Below are 16,401 nucleotides of genomic sequence, written 5' to 3'. Positions count from 1 at the left end.
CAATAGTTGACTATATTATCAACGAAAATAATAAAATGAGCGATATATATGAGTGGAATGTTAAATAGTGTTGACCAACGTACTCAACTTGTAGGTGAAAATCGGTTGGAATTGTTGCTTTTTAAGCTTAATACAACTCAAATTTTTGCTATCAATGTATTTAAAGTTAAAGAAATTCTGAAAGTACCAAAGTTAACTAAGCTTCCAGGATCTCATTATCATATTTCAGGTGTTGCGAGTTTACGTGGTGAATCAGTACCAGTGATTGACTTGCGTGGTGCTATTGGTATGAAAGCGATGGGTAACGATGAAGAAATGAACTTGATTATTACCGAGTACAACCGAACGACTCAAGGGTTCTTAGTTGGTCAAGTGCAAAATATTATTAATACAACATGGGCAGACATACAGCCGCCACCGAAAACGGTTGGGCGTCATAACTATCTTACAGCAATCACTCAAGTTGAAGTTGAGCCTGAGAATAGTCGCATTGTAGAGATTATCGATGTTGAAAAAGTACTGGCCGAAATTATTGAATATGATATTTCTATTTCAGAAGGTGTATTAGATCAAGAGTTAGTAAATCATATGCATGGGCGTAGAGTGCTGATTGTTGATGATTCAAGCACAGCTCGTACACAGGTGCGAAACACACTAGAGCAACTTGGTTTAGAAGTGATAGAAAAAAGTGATGGAAGACAAGCACTTAACTTACTAAAACAATGGTGTGATGAAGGCAAGAACATTAATGATGAAATATTATTGATGATCACCGATGCTGAGATGCCAGAAATGGACGGCTATCGTTTAACTCATGAAATCCGTACCGATCCTAGAATGAATGATTTATTTATTACTTTAAATACATCACTAAGCGGAAGTTTTAATGATGCGATGGTAGCAAAAGTAGGTTGTGACCGATTTATCTCTAAATTCCAACCAGACTTGATTGTTGGAGTCGTTCAAGATCGTTTAGCTCAAATTATATAGAGTACGACGTATTGTATTTATATTGTGACAATAATGTTTTATTTTGGTAAGGTTTTGACAGTTCCATGACATTGGGGCGACTAGAACAAGACACTTTGTCTTTTTACACATCAATTTAAGGTATATTGTTCGTATATGATCTGGATGACATCCAAGTTAGTAATTACGCTGATGGTTTTAGCGTATAGAACATATCACAAGGGACGTGTAAAATCGGAAGCTAAGCTTGATGATTAGCTTAGTCGATGAATTAAAAAGGAGGCTGATTAGCCTCCTTTTTTTATTCTGCATTAAATATAGCGATAGATAGTGCTGAAAGGCTGTAATCAAAGATCACATGTTTTGATTCGATTGTGGAGTATTGGGTATTACAGACCAAAGCCCAGCGATTATAATGCTGAGATTTAGGCAACTCAAAACGAGTCGGTACATTGGACTGATTTATCATTATTAATAACTCTTTTTCACCATCATAAATGTTGAGGTGAAGACACAGTGCTTCGGCGCGGTGCCAATCACCATGTGTCATGTTATTTCCTTCAGGTGTATACCAATTTACTTTTTGCTTTGTTCGTTTACTGCCACTAAAGGCGTTAATCATGGGTACCATATGAGTTTGTCGTGCTTGGATTATATCGGCAAGCCAAACTTTAAATTCATCAGCATGCTTATCAAGCTTCCAATTTACCCAGCTAATATCACTGTCTTGGCAATACGCATTATTATTGCCTTTTTGAGTGTGCGAGCAAGCATCGGCAGCAAGAAGGTGAGGAATACCAAAACTAAATAATAATGTTGTTATCATATTGCGCTTTTGTTTCTCACGTAACGCAATAATCCTTGGGTTCGTCGTCTCTCCCTCAACGCCATAATTATCTGAACGGTTATCTCCATGACCATCTCGGTTATCTTCACCATTAGCATGATTATGACGTTCTTTATAGCTTACGAGGTCTTGAAGCGTAAACCCGTCATGATAACTTACATAATTTACCGGTAATTTGTGCGGCCATCGAGAAGCACTGACAAGATCACGAGAACCCATAATACGAGTAGCAATGGATTTTAGATAATTTTGCTCGCCGCGCCAAAAGCTCTTAGTCGTGTCACGAAATTTATCGCTACATTCATTCCAACCATCAGGAAACTCTCCGACTTGATAGCCATTTGGGCCAATATCCCAAGGTTCGGCAATCAACTTTACTTTTTGAAGGGTAGGATCCTGAGCAACCGCTTTAAAAAAAGCATTGTTAGGGTTAAATTGGTCATATTCTCGACCTAGTGTTGCAGCTAAGTCAAAACGAAATCCATCAACATGGTAATGCTCAACCCAATATCTTAAAGTATCCATGACCAAGTTGAGACTTGGTTGATGAGTAATATCTAACGTGTTACCACAACCAGTATAATTAGTATAATTACCATGGTGATGTAAATAATAATCTTGGTCTAACCCTTTTAAGTTAAACGTTGTACCGCCATTTCCACCTTCAGCAGTATGGTTATAAACGACATCTAAAATTACTTCGATATTGTTTTTATGTAGCTCCCTAATGGCGGTTTTTAGCTCATTGACCGCGTCTGATTTCGCGTATCTAGGATCTGGGGCCATAAAGGCTATTGGGTTGTAGCCCCAGTAGTTCACCATATTCATCTTGAGAAGATGTGGTTCATGCATACAGGCGGCAACAGGAAGTAGCTGTACCGTAGTGATCCCTTGTTGTTTTAGATGCTTAATGTTTGCAGGATCAGCTAAGCCAAGGTATGTACCTCTAACAGACTCTTCAACGTCAGAATTTAGCAAGGTAAACCCTTTTACATGCGTCTCTAATAAAATGGTTTCAGAGCGAGGTATCATAGGCCTCTGACTTTCTTGCCAATCGAAATCGTTATTAACAACAACACATTGAGCTAATGTCCAACTTTGTTTAGCAGTATAGGGAACTTGATAGTGAGGACTGTTTTTTAATGCTTTAGCATAAGGGTCGAGTAATAAAAGGGCCTCATTGTCTTGAATGATTTTGAATCCATAAACAGTATGTTCAGTCACATCATCAATTAATGTGTACTTAATGGTTCCATATTCTTCCGTAAATGGGTGCTCTGTATGATTTCCATTATCATCAAAAATAATCAGAGAAATAGGGTATGGTGAAGCATGGTGCACAGAAAAGTTACACCCATTTTTTGTAAGCGTCGCACCGAGTGGGTACGGAAAGGCATGCTGTATGTTCACAATATTCCTCGAATAAACAACAAAAGCCCAATTGATGGTTGGGCTTTTAAAAATGAGATCATTACGATTAATGTAATATTTATTGAGCGCCAGCTTCTTTATAGAGCCTTTGGCACGCTTTTCCATCATTATGAAATAAGTGGCAGCGATGAGCGGGAATACCTACAGAGAATGTATCACCAGCCTCAACGAGTGCTGTATCCGGTACACGGTATATCATATCGGCATCGGCATCTTCAATTGTTAAATAAATTTGTGTTTCATATCCCAATTTTTCAACAACTAAAACATTTCCTTTAATAACAGCATCACCATTTTCTTCGGACACTAAATGTTCAGGGCGAACGCCTAATGACATTCTTTCACCGCGAGTAACATTTGTGCCATCAACCGGGATCCATAGTGTTGAGCCATTTTTAAACTGAACTTTAACTTGATTCTTTTCTACATCTTCAATAAAGACGCTAATAAAGTTCATTTTTGGAGAGCCAATAAAGCCAGCAACAAAACGATTTTTTGGGTAATGATATAGCTCTAGTGGCGCACCAACTTGAGAAACGTATCCGCCATCAAGTACCACGATTTTCTCTGCCATTGTCATTGCTTCTACTTGGTCATGAGTTACGTAGATCATGGTACAGCCAAGTTTCTTATGCAGTTTGGCAATTTCGATACGCATTTGAACACGTAATGCGGCGTCTAGGTTTGATAAGGGCTCATCAAGAAGAAAAACGTTTGGTTGAGATACCAAAGTACGGCCAATAGCCACACGTTGACGTTGACCGCCAGAAAGTGCTTTTGGTTGACGCTCTAGTAAGTGACCAAGTTGCAGGATATCAGCCGCGTGATCGACGCGCTTTTTGATTTCGGCTTTGTCGGCCTTTGCTAATTTGAGACCAAACGACATGTTATCAAATAAGTTCAAATGTGGATAAAGCGCGTAAGATTGGAATACCATCCCAACCCCACGTTTAGAAGGTTCGACATCATTCATTCGCTTATCACCCATGTATAAGTCACCAGAAGTAATGTCTTCTAAACCCGCAATACAGCGTAATAAGGTGGATTTACCACAGCCTGATGGACCAACAAAAACAACAAATTCACCAGAGTTGATTTCTAAATCTACATTTTTTGAGATTTTAACGTCGCCATAGGATTTGCAAACGTTGCGTAAAGTGACACTCGTCATTGTGTCTATCCTCGTCTAATTTTAAATTATTTTATATCAACGATGCATTAAGTTGATATTAGCTATTTGCTTTATGGTGTCATTCTTAAGCAAAAGAGCGAAAACGTCATCCTCCTCCTTCCTCTTTTTTTTGGGGGAGTAGGGGGGAGGAGTACGTACGTCACATTTTTAATAAATATCGATGGAGTTCAAAGTTTTTTTAAATTTCAATGTGAGATGAATCGCATTTGAATGGCATTCTGTGATGTGGCGCAATATCAATTAAGTTTTAGATCACGCTTTTACGTCATAAAGAAAAAGGCGTAGAGAGTAGGATGATGAATTCAAAGTGAGAATTTATGAAAATACATTCTGAAAATTGAATCATCACCTACTTTTACCTAACCCTACGGATGATTCATTAATTATAAAGGAAGGATTCACAATGAAAAAAGTCCTCAGTACTGTCGCACTATGCACAATGGCAGCTCTTGGTTCAATTAACGCTTCTGCTGCAATCGAAGAAGGTCAACTTACTATTTGGGTGACTGGTGATAAGTCTTATGAAGGTATGGCTGAAGTAGGTAAACGATTTGAAGAAGATACCGGTATTAAGGTAACGGTTGCTTTTCCTGATAAAGCAGAAGAGAAGTTTGCTCAAGTCGCTGCGGCAGGTGATGGCCCAGATATGATTTTCTATGCACATGACCGCTTTGGTGGTTTTGCTGAGGCTGGACTGTTAGCAGAAATCAAACCATCTGAAGAGCTGAAATCTGAAATCGTAGATTTTGCTTGGGACGCGGTAGAGTATAAAGGAAAAACAATTGCATACCCAATCGCGATAGAGTCGGTTTCATTAATTTATAATAAAGCAATCATCAAAACGCCACCAAAAAATTGGGAAGATATTCCAGCATTAGATAAAGAACTAATGGCTAAAAACCAAAAAGCAATCATGTGGCCTTTACGTGGTGGTGCTTACTTTACATGGCCTCTACTTGCTGCAGATGGTGGATATGCCTTTAAGAAAACGGCTGATGGTTATGATGTTAAGAACGCAGGTGTGAACCAAAAAGGGGTTCAAGATGCGATGGGCTTTATCGAAAAAATGGTAAAAGATAAAACCATTTCTGCAGATATGGATTACTCAGTTGCCGAATCTGAATTTGTAAAAGGCAATGTTGCAATGATGATTAACGGTCCTTGGGGCTGGGCAAACATTGAAAAAGCTGGCATCGATTATGGCGTAACAACCTTGCCTAAATTCCACGGTCAAGCATCTAAACCATTTGTTGGAGTTTGGGTTGGTGGTATTAGTGCTGTTTCTCCAAACAAAGATCTTGCTGTTGAATTTTTTGAAAGCTACTTATTGACAGATGAAGGTTTAAAAAGTCTGAATGATGATAAGCCACTAGGCGCAGTAGCCTTAAATTCATACCAAGCACAATTAGGTAATGATTCTCGTATCGCAGCGACAATGGACAATGCAATGAATGGTGAAATTATGCCAAATATTCCACAGTTCACGACGTTCTGGTACAGCATGGAAGAAGCTCTTGGTAATGTGGTTGATGGTCGTCAAATGATCAATGATGCATTAGCAGCAGCAGAACAACGCATGACCAAGTAAGTCGAAATATTAAGAGGGAGAGCTGGGGTTTCCATTTCTTCCTCTTTAAATATTATTATCAAATTACCCTCTATATACCCATCGTAGTAAGTTTGTTATCGCTATTAATTGACTTACTAGGTTGGTATTTTTTAAAAGGTCTTGGAGCTTATGACAACAGCAGTCGCTTCGCATTCAAATTATAAATCATTGGCAAAATGGGGACTTTTATCCGCTATTGCAGCGATAAATGGTTATGTTTGCGTACTTATGTATTCTCGTGGTGAAACTGCATTTGCAATGTTAACGCTTGTATTAACATCGTTAGCTGTTTATGTGTTTGGTAGTAAAAAAACGTATGCACATCGATATACCTTCCCTGGTATTGCGGGCATGATTTTATTCATTATTTTCCCATTGGTTTATACCGTAGGGTTGGCATTTACCAATTACAGTGCAACGAACCAAGTTACCTTAGAGCGTGCTCAAGCAGTTCATCTATCAAAGACGTATCAAAGTGGTAAGAGCTATAAGTTTCAATTAATGAATCAAGGTGATGGCTACGCGTTAACGATTAAAGATTCAGGTCAACTGTTAGCGACAGAGACTTTTCAGATTTCAGAGGCGGTTGATCGTCATTTAGATCTGAAGCCTGTAGAAACAGTGAAAGGAAAAAAAGCTAAGATCAAAGAGATCATTGCTAAGCGCCCAAGCTTAAATTTAATTACCTTGTCTATGCCATCTGGTGAAGAAATTAAGATGAGTGGGTTACGTAAGTTTGCTGCGGTTGGACCACTGTTTGTATTACAAGATGATGGTGAAACGTTATACAACAAAAAAACAGAAACCTACTTCAAAGCAAACCATGAAACAGGGTTTTATCAAGAAGTAAATGATAAGGATGTTTTTGTTGGTGACCCTGTATCTCCTGGTTTTGTTGTTAATGTTGGCGCGGCGAACTTTGAGCGTATCTGGAAAGATGACGGTATTAAAGAACCATTTATTAGCATCTTTATTTGGACGGTTATTTTTGCAACTTGCACAGTGGTGTTCACTCTAGCCATTGGTTTGGTTCTTGCTGCGGTAGTGCAATGGGAAGAGTTAAAAGGCCGTGCAGTTTATCGTTTATTGCTTATTCTTCCTTATGCGGTTCCTGCGTTTATCTCTATTTTGATTTTCCGTGGTCTCTTTAACCAAAGCTTCGGTGAGATCAATATGTTATTAGAGAGTATGTTTGGGATTCAGCCTAATTGGTTCTCAGACCCGTTCACCGCCAAAACAATGGTATTAATTGTAAACACTTGGTTAGGCTTCCCTTACATGATGATCTTATGTATGGGCTTATTAAAATCGATTCCTGAAGATTTATACGAAGCATCAGCGATTGATGGTGCTGGGCCAATTCAGAATTTTTTCAAAATCACAGTACCAATGATGGTTAAACCATTAACCCCGTTGTTGATTGCTGCATTTGCCTTTAACTTTAATAACTTTGTAATGATTGCGTTATTAACTAAAGGTGGGCCAAACATGATTGGAACGACTGAACCTGCCGGTTATACAGACTTACTAGTAAGTTATACGTATCGCATCGCGTTTGAGGGCAGTGGTGGCCAAGACTTCGGTTTAGCAAGTGCAATTGCAACACTTATTTTCTTATTGGTTGGTGGCTTAGCGTTACTGAACCTACGTTTTACCAAATTATCAAATAACTAAACTAATAATAGTTAAGTAGCTATTTATAATGAAAATTGTATTTAGCTACTTGCATATCCAATAAATAAGGATTCATTGATATGGCAATGGTTCAAGGAAAAAACTTAAAGTACCGCGTTTGGGCAACTCATGTAGCAATGTGGGTATTTTTAGCAATGATCATATTCCCACTGCTAATGGTTATTACGATTTCATTCCGTGAAGGTAACTTTGCTACAGGTAGCATTATTCCTGAAAACCCATCATTAGAGCACTGGAAATTGGCTCTGGGGATTGCAGTAGAGCACGCAGATGGCTCAACGACACAACCTCCATTCCCTGTTCTTACTTGGTTGTGGAATTCTGTAAAAATAGCAGCCATCAGCTCTATACTGATTGTTGCATTATCGACAACAAGTGCTTATGCGTTTGCAAGATTGCGTTTTAAAGGTAAAGAAACCATCCTTAAAGGCATGATGATTTTCCAAATGTTCCCAGCAGTTTTAGCGCTTGTGGCACTGTATGCTCTGTTTGATAAGTTAGGCCAATACATTCCATTCTTAGGCTTGAATACACATGGTGGTTTGATATTCGCTTATTTAGGAGGGATAGCCTTACACGTTTGGACGATTAAAGGCTATTTTGAAACCATTGATAATTCATTAGAAGAAGCGGCAGCATTAGATGGCGCAACACCATGGCAGGCATTCCGTTTAGTATTGTTACCATTATCGGTGCCAATTCTTGCAGTTGTGTTCATTTTGTCTTTTATTGGGGTAATTACTGAGGTTCCGGTAGCATCTTTACTACTTTCTGATGTAAACTCGTACACATTAGCAGTTGGTATGCAACAATATTTATACCCTCAGAACTACTTATGGGGTGATTTTGCGGCCGCTGCCGTATTATCAGCATTACCTATTACATTGGTTTTCTTACTTGCTCAGAAATTCCTTGTGGGTGGTTTGACAGCCGGTGGTGTAAAAGGATAACGATAATTATACGGACCCGACACATTTTGGGCAGGGTTCATTTGCGTAAAGAGCTTTATGATGGTTTGGTCGCCGATCGGTAAAGTGTTCAACGCAGTATTGGCATTACGCATAGCTGGGTAAGTGTTGCAGGATGCAACATTACTTCTTGTAATCAGAGCCTGAGTATTATCACTCAGGCTTTTTTCTGTCTATGAATTACTTAATGGCAGGGTGGTAGATAGTTGATTGATTTCGCCCATGTTCTTTTGAATAATAGAGTGCTTTATCTGCCATTTCTAACCAAGTTAAATAATCATCATTATCTGAAGATAGCTCACAGATACCTACGCTTATGTTGTAGTTTATTACGACGTTATCGCATTCAACTCGTGCTTTTTCTATGCGTTTTCGTAATCGTTCTGAAAAATATAGGGCTTGCTCTGCGTTGGTTCCAGGGAGGATAACAGTAAATTCCTCTCCACCGTAACGACCACAAATATCTGTATTTCTTGAGGTTTTACGTAACAAGTCAGCAGCATTGCGAATTACAATATCACCAGTTGTATGGCCATAAGTATCATTTACTTTTTTAAAATGGTCTATATCAAAAATGACAACAGAAGCCGTCGTTCCCGATATTGTGGCTTGCTCAAATTCTCTTTTTAGGCAGGACTCCCAATAAGAACGATTAAACAGTTTCGTTAAACCATCCGTTTTACTTAGATTCGATAGTTGTTGATTTGACTCTTGTAAATGGAGCTTATTTTTTGCGATATCAGTAACGTCATTAATGACCAAACTAATGTGAGAAACTTGACCATTTAAAGAGGTAAGCGGTGAAAAAGTAATGTTTTGACGCATTTCAGTCAAGCCATTAGAGATCGGAGTAAAGTTCTTAAACTTAAATAAATAAGGCCTATCCTCCCAGCATGAAAACCCACGAGAGTTTAAGGTAAAAGAAGCGTCAACTTTCTTGCGTAACCACGTTTCCGGTAATTCAGGAACAACATCAAAAATAACTTTGCCAAGGATCTTATCTGAGGTGATGCCACTGTAAGATTGCATGAAGCCATTCCACGCACATACTTGAAAATGTTTGTCTAACACAATTAAGCCAGCATCGAGATCATCAATAACTTGCATTGCCCAATGAAAGTCACTCATATCTGAGGTTATCATAATACACTCTCCAAAATAGACTTAATGGCAGTTAAAGAGTCGTTATCCATTAAAAAAATCACATCGCACTTTAAATCGATAGTTTCTGCAGAGTAGACAAATTCGATAGTGAAAATGTCGCTCTCATACTCTTTAAGAAAAGAGGGAGTGTGTTTTAATGCGACTTTTAATTGCTCTGTTTCTAATACAATAGGCTGACGTAATGAAATGTTGATATCTAACTGTTTATTGAATGAAGAAAGAAAAGAGGAAACTAGAAGGTTAGAGATATCTAAAATAGCTTCATGGGTTGTTATTTGTTCTTCTCCATTATCAACGCTTAACAATTCGGATAATTCGTTACCGTGCAAACAGACGAGAGCCTCACCATTAATGCCATTACCTACAAAGCGTTGGGAAATAGCTCGGTATTCAGAGTTATTAACAATATCTTGTAATGTCATTTGCAATTCTGAATGATGCAAAGAGGCAACATTTGGTAGTGGCATATCGATAAAGCGATCAAATTGTTCTGAGATAAGAGCGGCACTGGTACCTAAAGCCACATTGCTAATTTCTCTAATATTAGCAATAACCTCTGAAAAAGTAAGGCTACGATTATGGTTATGTATTGCGATTTTAGAGCTTGTAGGAATATTATAACGATGAAGCAATTTTGCTATTTCTTCAGGTTTAAAGGGCTTTTCGATAAATTCATTTGCACCAAGTTCATAACAGCGCTGCTTTGCTTTTTCCTGGATATCTCCTGAAATAACAATTATTTGAGTTGATTTTGCGTTGTTCGGGAACTGCTCAAGAACCTCAAACCCATCCAATACTGGCATGGTCAAATCAAGAAAGAGTACATCAATCGAATGATCTTTTAATATAGCTAAACCTTGAGAACCATCTTCAGCGTAGTGAAGCGTAATCTCAGAGGTAAGTTCTATATGGTTTGAGAGCATTTTACGTGCGATGGCAGAATCATCGCAGATTAATATATTCATACTAAATTAGTCAAAATTTGAACGGTATGTCATTCTTCTTTTTATCAGAGCCTAAATCAATGATTTTATGTTAAATTTTCGTTATAACAGGATCTGCTTAACACTTTTCATTATTGAGATTGAGGGCAGATAACAGCCTATATTTGCTAATGTTGATCTAGAATAAGGAATTGATAAATAAAATATGAATAAACAAAAACAAAAGTTGAATAATTAAAAAAAAGTTGAATAATAGAAGGGTAACAAAAGGCACAGATCTATGTGCAACCTACAGATGTATAATAAAGAGAATAATGATGAACAACGAATACGTATTAGTTATCAATTCAGGCAGCTCTTCACTAAAGTTTGCTGTTATCGATTCTGCTTCTGGTGATGCAGTATTAAGTGGCCTTGGTGAGTGTTTTGGTCTGGAAGATGCTCGTATGAGCTGGAAGTATCAAGGACAGAAAACTGAAATCGCCATTGAAGGCGAAGAGAACCACCATAAAATTGCAATTGGCAAATTAGTAGGGCTGACTGAAGAGTTAGGCTTTACTGATGGTATTGTTGCAATTGGTCATCGTATCGTTCACGGTGGTGAAAAATTCACACAAACAGTTCGCATTTCTGAAGAAGTAACTCAAGAGATTGAGAGCCTATCAGATCTTGCTCCATTACATAACCCAGCAGGTGCTATTGGTATTCGTGCTGCTGTTGAAGCCTTCCCTTCTCTTCCTCAATTTGCGGTATTTGACACAGCGTTCCACCAAACTATGCCAAAGCGTGCATACACAGGTGCTATTGCTAAAGAGTTATATACTGATTTTGGTGTTCGTCGCTACGGTTTCCACGGTACAAGCCACTATTTCGTAAGCCGTGAAGCTGCGAAAATGATTAACAAGCCAATCGAAGAATCGAGCTTTATCTCTGTTCACCTAGGTAATGGCGCATCAGTTTGTGCAATTAAAGACGGTAACAGTGTTGATACGTCAATGGGCTTTACACCGCTTTCTGGCTTAATGATGGGTACACGTTGTGGTGACTTAGATCCAGGCATCATTGAGTACCTACTTAAGAAAGGTTGGTCACAAGAGCAAGTATTTAACTCTCTAAACAAAGAGTCTGGTTTCCTAGGTGTGTCCGGCTTAACAAGTGATGCTCGCGGTATCCTTGAAGCGATGGAAGAGGGACACGAAGGTGCGACATTAGCATTCCAAGTGTTTACATACCGTGTTGCTAAGTACGTGGCTTCTTACCTAGCTGCATTAGATTCTTTAGATGGCATCATCTTCACTGGTGGTATCGGTGAGAATTCATTACCAATCCGTCGTGAAATCTTAAACAACCTTAAAATTCTAGGGTTTGTTGAAGATGTTGCTGGTAACGAAGGAGCACGTTTTGGCGCTGATGGCATTATCGCTAAATCAGAAATGCTGAACGCTGTTGCTATGGTTATCCCAACTAACGAAGAATTTGTGATAGCTCAACAGTCTGTTGAATTGCTGTAATTTCTTCTAAAATAAAGAATATTGAAAAGCGAGCTATAATGGCTCGCTTTTTTGTTTCTGGGGTTTGTAATTGCATATACATACAAAAGAAACACTTGCGGATAATTAATACAAAAATTCACATCCTATTGATTTTATTGTTGATAAGTTCTCCCGAACCTTATAAATAAAAAATCACTTATCTTCCTACAATCTCTTTCATTCAAAGTGTGAACTCTCTCGGGTCGATTTAATTTTTAAGCACTAAGAAAGGGGTTTTTATTGTGTCTTATTTTTCACCTATATAGAGTTTTCTCATCTCGATTTTACAAGAAACCTTACTTGTTGGTTTTTCGTAAGCAATCAGCCAGTCAAAGTAAATGCTAAATACACATAAGGAAGAGTATTGAATGAGTACTGCCAACAAAGCCCGCTATGTGCAAATCAACCCGCTAATGAACGAGGTAGCAAAGGTGAAACGAAGAGTTGCTTAGTGTACCCAGCGAAGAATACGATCTATATGGCATTTGCCCATCAACGTTGGACATGGCGATTGTGTGAGCATATGCGCTCCCATGAAACTAATCGCTCATTATGGATGCGTAAGGTTAATCTAAAACAATTTAACTCGGCCTTGGCTCACCCTCACACTGGACTTTCTTCTAAGCTTGGTCACTATGCAGCAGATATTGGCGTAAATGGTGCTCCAACAGGGATGTTTGACTCGACTTGCACACCATTAACTTCAACTGAAGCTCAAACTGACAGTTTTAAACATGTAGCAGATAAGCCAGGGTGTTGGGATGTAGATTATCGAGTCGATTTACCAGCTCAAGATTGTGGGATGTTTATTGCGCTAGATGATCCGTTAGCGGATGTATCCGATTTATTCTTACCACTTGCAGAAGAAATCACACTACGCAGCGCAATACACAAAGATGAAGATAATATCCATAAACTGCAAATGGCTGAGATTACCCGTAATCTTGGTCGAGTAAGGTTAAAGCATGAGGAGTTACCTGAGCAAATTAACGATGATCCAATGAAGGTATTGGAATTTGAACGCCAGTTAACCGAATATCTAGCCATTCAGTCTCTGGCAGATAAAGAGTCTGCCGCTTTTGATTCAAACCCAAGCATTGGCAATGTCCCATTTACCCCACTTCAAGAAGAAGCGTTAGAGAAATACTCTGAACTAAAAGAGAAATACCATTTTACGTCCAGTGATGAGCAAAAAACCGCATGGGAAAAGAATACACTCTTCAGTGATGAGGTCAATTGGAGTGAGTTAGATGAGTTTCTTACTCAACACTACACCCAACTTAAAGATCAAGATAAGCGTATTGCCATGCTCTATCAAGATTTTATGGAGGCGTTTGAGCAGCTTGGAACGGATCCATTAGTCATTGGTATTGATAATCAAGATGAAGACCACCTTACTTATTTATTAAGTGTAATCAGCCAATATTTACAGGTAATAAAACAAGCGGTGAATACCGAGAAGGAGTATGCAACCCTAGAAACCGCACTTTCCCTCGATTCGCCAAAAACACTGTTTGCATTAGCGTCATTGGGTTTTTCAAACGACAACTTACAAGCACTTAATGATCATGTGGAAGAGTTGAGTAATCACCTTATTTCAACCAATAGTTCAGGTGATATGGGGGCATTATCGGGAGCGATAGCGAGTTGGGGCGGCTTTACTGATGATATTCGAATTCAAGATAATAAATGGTTTAAATTATTAGCTGAGCCTGTGCAGTTAAGTTTTATTGCTCTGCAAAATGCAGTGACAGGCCAAGCTAAAGAGGGTTGGAGAGGGATAGCGTATTTACTGTTTCCACATCAAATGAACACTGCAACAACGCCTCAAGATATGATCAGTAATTTAAGGTTGGTCATATTAGAGGCGTTGGTTAACCCCGAGGCAATAGTGATACATAACCCAGATTATCCTGCACACTTTGCCGCGTGGCAGCGAAAGATGAATGCAGAAGGGATGATCATTCGTCAAATTAGTCAGCCACCATCAGGGCAACCGACACCAAAAAACCATCAAATACAAAGCATGCGCAGCGCTCAGCAAAGAATGCAAAAGCTATTGAGTAGCGAAATTCCAGTGATGGTGATGCTTAAATATGAAGCCGTCAATAATGCCGCCAAGCAAATGCTCAATGAAGCAATAGAGCGCAGTTGGCAGCAAGGTAAAGATATTACTCAAGCATCGTGGAATAAAATGGGTAAGATGGGAGGGTTGTCGCCATCCTTAACCTTTGGAATACGGCTGCAGTGCTTAAAAATATCCACCATAAAGCAGCGCAACATCCAGAGAGTGATTTATGGACCGACCCTGCTGTTAGAGAAGCAACCTATGCGACGAGTTATGCAGTATCGGCTGTCACAGCAATGTGGAGAGATGTAGCCTGGGGCAAGATGGCGACTAACCAATCTTTGCTTTCAGAATCACTGAAAATAGCATTGCGAAGTAGTACTCATTCATACGAACTTAGACAAAGTTTAGCAGCCTTTACCAAAACTACTACAGCAGTATCTTTGTTTGGCTTAATAGCGACAGGATTAGAGACGTGGGAGAGCCATGATAAATTTAAAGATACGAGTCATTCACCGATGGAACGGTTTGGATATGGACTGAAAGGGATATCGACTTTTTCTCAAACGTTTGTATATTTCTTCCAGTTTGGAGCAAACGTCTTTAGTCGATTTGGGATATTCTCTACTAGTATCGGTGCTATTATCGCGTCTTGGATGCTGACCACATTTATGGTTAGTTCAATTCTCTTTTTTATCTCGATTATAATTATCAATGTCTTTAAGCGCTCCGAATTAGAAAAATGGCTATTACATTCCACATGGGGGAAAGATGCAAAACATTGGGAAGCCGTTGATGAGTTGACCCGATTAGAGCAGATTATTCATAAGCCTCAGGTCAGGCTAAATAAGGTAATTTCTAGCCTTCCTTCTAAAGCAATATACGGTTCTGCTGCGGGGCAACAATGGCAATTAGAGATATCTTTGCCTATGCACACAAAAGGTAAGTCTATTGGTTTACAAGTTACGCGCAGGCCAATGCAAAATAAGTACAGCTATGTGACATCTTCACCAAAACCTACGGTAGTCGTAAACGAACAAAATGGTTTTTGGAGTAAAGATGAAACGGGAAACCCAGTCTATCGTTTAGATTTAGCTGGTACAACCAAAGATAGTATTACGGTCTTCATTAGCCTGCCTTTTAACTGGCAAGCATCAGAGCATGAAAAGTTAGGCTATATTGCTTCAGGTAATAGCCAAGGTGAGCTTGTTATATCACCTGCATTTAAAGAATCTTCTATTAGAACAATTAATGTGGATGTGAACTAAATGAATGCAGATGAACAAAAAAAACGGCTAAGAGATCAACTTTACAAAGCGAATACAATTTATTTTTGGGAGTATCAGGGCGCGGGTCAAAAATACACTAATTTAGCATACTGGATTTTGTCAATATTTTCAGGAGGAATACCATTATTGTTTCTTTGGTCGGTTACTGACATGACAGTAGACTCACCTGTTTTTTTTGGGCTCTTTATTTTATCAACGACACTGGTGTTTATAGGGAGATATTTATTTGCTCCAGATAAACATCGTTGTTATCACCTAACATCAATGGGTATTCATTACACTGAACAAGACATGATCCCAGAGATGGCTTATAAAGTTGCGCGAGGCTTTGCTTGGATTGGCATTGTGGTTTGTATTATCATTGCCTTTATATTTGGTCCTTTGGCTTTTGTTGGGGCAGGGGCTTTTGCGCTCATGTCATTTGGGATGACAAATTTCCAGTCAACTATACAAGAGCATGAAGTTTTTTTTTCTGATAGGCCAATTTTATTTAATCTAGTTAACGATACTATGTTCAGAGTAGACAGTTATACGGCTCCTGATTATTGTTGTCGTCGAGACTTTTACGTACCTTCTTTAGAGCAAAAGAAACAAATTATAACAGCGATTCAAAATAGCCAAAAAAATATAGAGTACGTAGAGTTAGCTAAGTTAAATGATATGTTTAAGCATCCTATTTTCATTCAAGATTAG

General features: G+C 38.7%; 12 protein-coding genes. 8 read left to right on the top strand and 4 right to left on the bottom strand.

What is annotated here, in order from left to right:
- The first annotated feature begins 48 nt into the window (after nt 1-48).
- Nucleotides 49-990 carry a chemotaxis protein CheV gene (locus PVK63_RS04615; protein WP_130048350.1) on the top strand — a complete coding sequence of 314 codons (942 nt, stop codon included), beginning with the start codon at nt 49-51 and terminating at the stop codon, nt 988-990.
- Nucleotides 991-1,270: 280 nt separating this feature from the next.
- On the opposite strand, the gene glgX is transcribed toward PVK63_RS04615, so the two are convergent.
- On the bottom strand, nt 1,271-3,226 hold the full coding sequence (glgX, locus tag PVK63_RS04610) for a glycogen debranching protein GlgX (RefSeq protein WP_274439894.1): 1,956 nt from the start codon (nt 3,224-3,226) through the stop codon (nt 1,271-1,273).
- A gap of 79 nt (nt 3,227-3,305) precedes the next feature.
- The gene (gene malK, locus PVK63_RS04605; RefSeq protein ID WP_130043662.1) at nt 3,306-4,418 is read right to left on the bottom strand and encodes a maltose/maltodextrin ABC transporter ATP-binding protein MalK; all 1,113 of its coding nucleotides are present in this window, start codon (nt 4,416-4,418) and stop codon (nt 3,306-3,308) included.
- 424 nt (nt 4,419-4,842) lie between these two features.
- Between malK and malE the strand changes: the two genes are divergently transcribed.
- From malE to malG, 3 genes are all read left to right on the top strand, one after another.
- Nucleotides 4,843-6,027: a maltose/maltodextrin ABC transporter substrate-binding protein MalE gene (malE, locus tag PVK63_RS04600; RefSeq protein WP_130043663.1), complete on the top strand. Its 1,185-nt coding sequence runs from the start codon at nt 4,843-4,845 to the stop codon at nt 6,025-6,027.
- 150 nt (nt 6,028-6,177) lie between these two features.
- Nucleotides 6,178-7,722 (top strand): maltose ABC transporter permease MalF, encoded by a 1,545-nt coding sequence (gene malF, locus PVK63_RS04595; protein ID WP_274439893.1) that lies wholly within the window; start codon nt 6,178-6,180, stop codon nt 7,720-7,722.
- 80 nt (nt 7,723-7,802) lie between these two features.
- Nucleotides 7,803-8,693, top strand: a complete 891-nt coding sequence (gene malG / locus PVK63_RS04590; RefSeq protein WP_130043664.1) for a maltose ABC transporter permease MalG — start codon at nt 7,803-7,805, stop codon at nt 8,691-8,693.
- Nucleotides 8,694-8,891: 198 nt separating this feature from the next.
- Here the strand turns inward: malG and PVK63_RS04585 are convergent, their stop codons facing one another.
- Both PVK63_RS04585 and PVK63_RS04580 read right to left on the bottom strand, forming a co-directional pair.
- Nucleotides 8,892-9,854: a sensor domain-containing diguanylate cyclase gene (locus PVK63_RS04585; protein ID WP_130086316.1), complete on the bottom strand. Its 963-nt coding sequence runs from the start codon at nt 9,852-9,854 to the stop codon at nt 8,892-8,894.
- Entirely contained in the window at nt 9,851-10,840 is a 990-nt protein-coding gene (locus PVK63_RS04580) for a response regulator (protein WP_130086317.1), read from the bottom strand. The genes PVK63_RS04585 and PVK63_RS04580 overlap by 4 nt, the downstream gene beginning before the upstream one ends.
- A 296-nt stretch (nt 10,841-11,136) precedes the next feature.
- Here PVK63_RS04580 and PVK63_RS04575 point away from each other — a divergent pair, with 296 nt between their 5' ends.
- The 4 genes from PVK63_RS04575 (at nt 11,137) to PVK63_RS04560 (ending at nt 16,401) form a co-directional block, all read left to right on the top strand.
- Entirely contained in the window at nt 11,137-12,330 is a 1,194-nt protein-coding gene (locus PVK63_RS04575) for an acetate/propionate family kinase (RefSeq protein ID WP_165366815.1), read from the top strand.
- A 385-nt stretch (nt 12,331-12,715) separates the two neighbouring features.
- Entirely contained in the window at nt 12,716-14,731 is a 2,016-nt protein-coding gene (locus tag PVK63_RS04570; RefSeq protein WP_274439892.1) for a toxin VasX, read from the top strand.
- Between the two features lie 11 nt (nt 14,732-14,742).
- Nucleotides 14,743-15,687 (top strand): hypothetical protein, encoded by a 945-nt coding sequence (locus PVK63_RS04565; protein WP_274439891.1) that lies wholly within the window; start codon nt 14,743-14,745, stop codon nt 15,685-15,687.
- Nucleotides 15,688-16,401 carry a hypothetical protein gene (locus PVK63_RS04560; RefSeq protein ID WP_274439890.1) on the top strand — a complete coding sequence of 238 codons (714 nt, stop codon included), beginning with the start codon at nt 15,688-15,690 and terminating at the stop codon, nt 16,399-16,401. It abuts the gene before it with no gap.

It is taken from the genome of Aliivibrio sp. S2TY2, assembly GCF_028765525.1.
GTDB lineage: Bacteria > Pseudomonadota > Gammaproteobacteria > Enterobacterales > Vibrionaceae > Aliivibrio > Aliivibrio finisterrensis_A.
This window is presented reverse-complemented; position numbering and strand designations above follow the sequence as displayed.

What these genes read in the sequence shown, in the direction of transcription:
- PVK63_RS04615 (WP_130048350.1), top strand. Translation starts at nt 49, where the DNA reads ATGAGTGGAATGTTAAATAGTGTTGACCAACGTACTCAACTTGTAGGT.
- malK (WP_130043662.1), bottom strand. Translation starts at nt 4,418, where the DNA reads ATGACGAGTGTCACTTTACGCAACGTTTGCAAATCCTATGGCGACGTT.
- malE (WP_130043663.1), top strand. Translation starts at nt 4,843, where the DNA reads ATGAAAAAAGTCCTCAGTACTGTCGCACTATGCACAATGGCAGCTCTT.
- malF (WP_274439893.1), top strand. Translation starts at nt 6,178, where the DNA reads ATGACAACAGCAGTCGCTTCGCATTCAAATTATAAATCATTGGCAAAA.
- malG (WP_130043664.1), top strand. Translation starts at nt 7,803, where the DNA reads ATGGCAATGGTTCAAGGAAAAAACTTAAAGTACCGCGTTTGGGCAACT.
- PVK63_RS04585 (WP_130086316.1), bottom strand. Translation starts at nt 9,854, where the DNA reads ATGATAACCTCAGATATGAGTGACTTTCATTGGGCAATGCAAGTTATT.
- PVK63_RS04580 (WP_130086317.1), bottom strand. Translation starts at nt 10,840, where the DNA reads ATGAATATATTAATCTGCGATGATTCTGCCATCGCACGTAAAATGCTC.
- PVK63_RS04575 (WP_165366815.1), top strand. Translation starts at nt 11,137, where the DNA reads ATGAACAACGAATACGTATTAGTTATCAATTCAGGCAGCTCTTCACTA.
- PVK63_RS04565 (WP_274439891.1), top strand. Translation starts at nt 14,743, where the DNA reads ATGGCGACTAACCAATCTTTGCTTTCAGAATCACTGAAAATAGCATTG.
- PVK63_RS04560 (WP_274439890.1), top strand. Translation starts at nt 15,688, where the DNA reads ATGAATGCAGATGAACAAAAAAAACGGCTAAGAGATCAACTTTACAAA.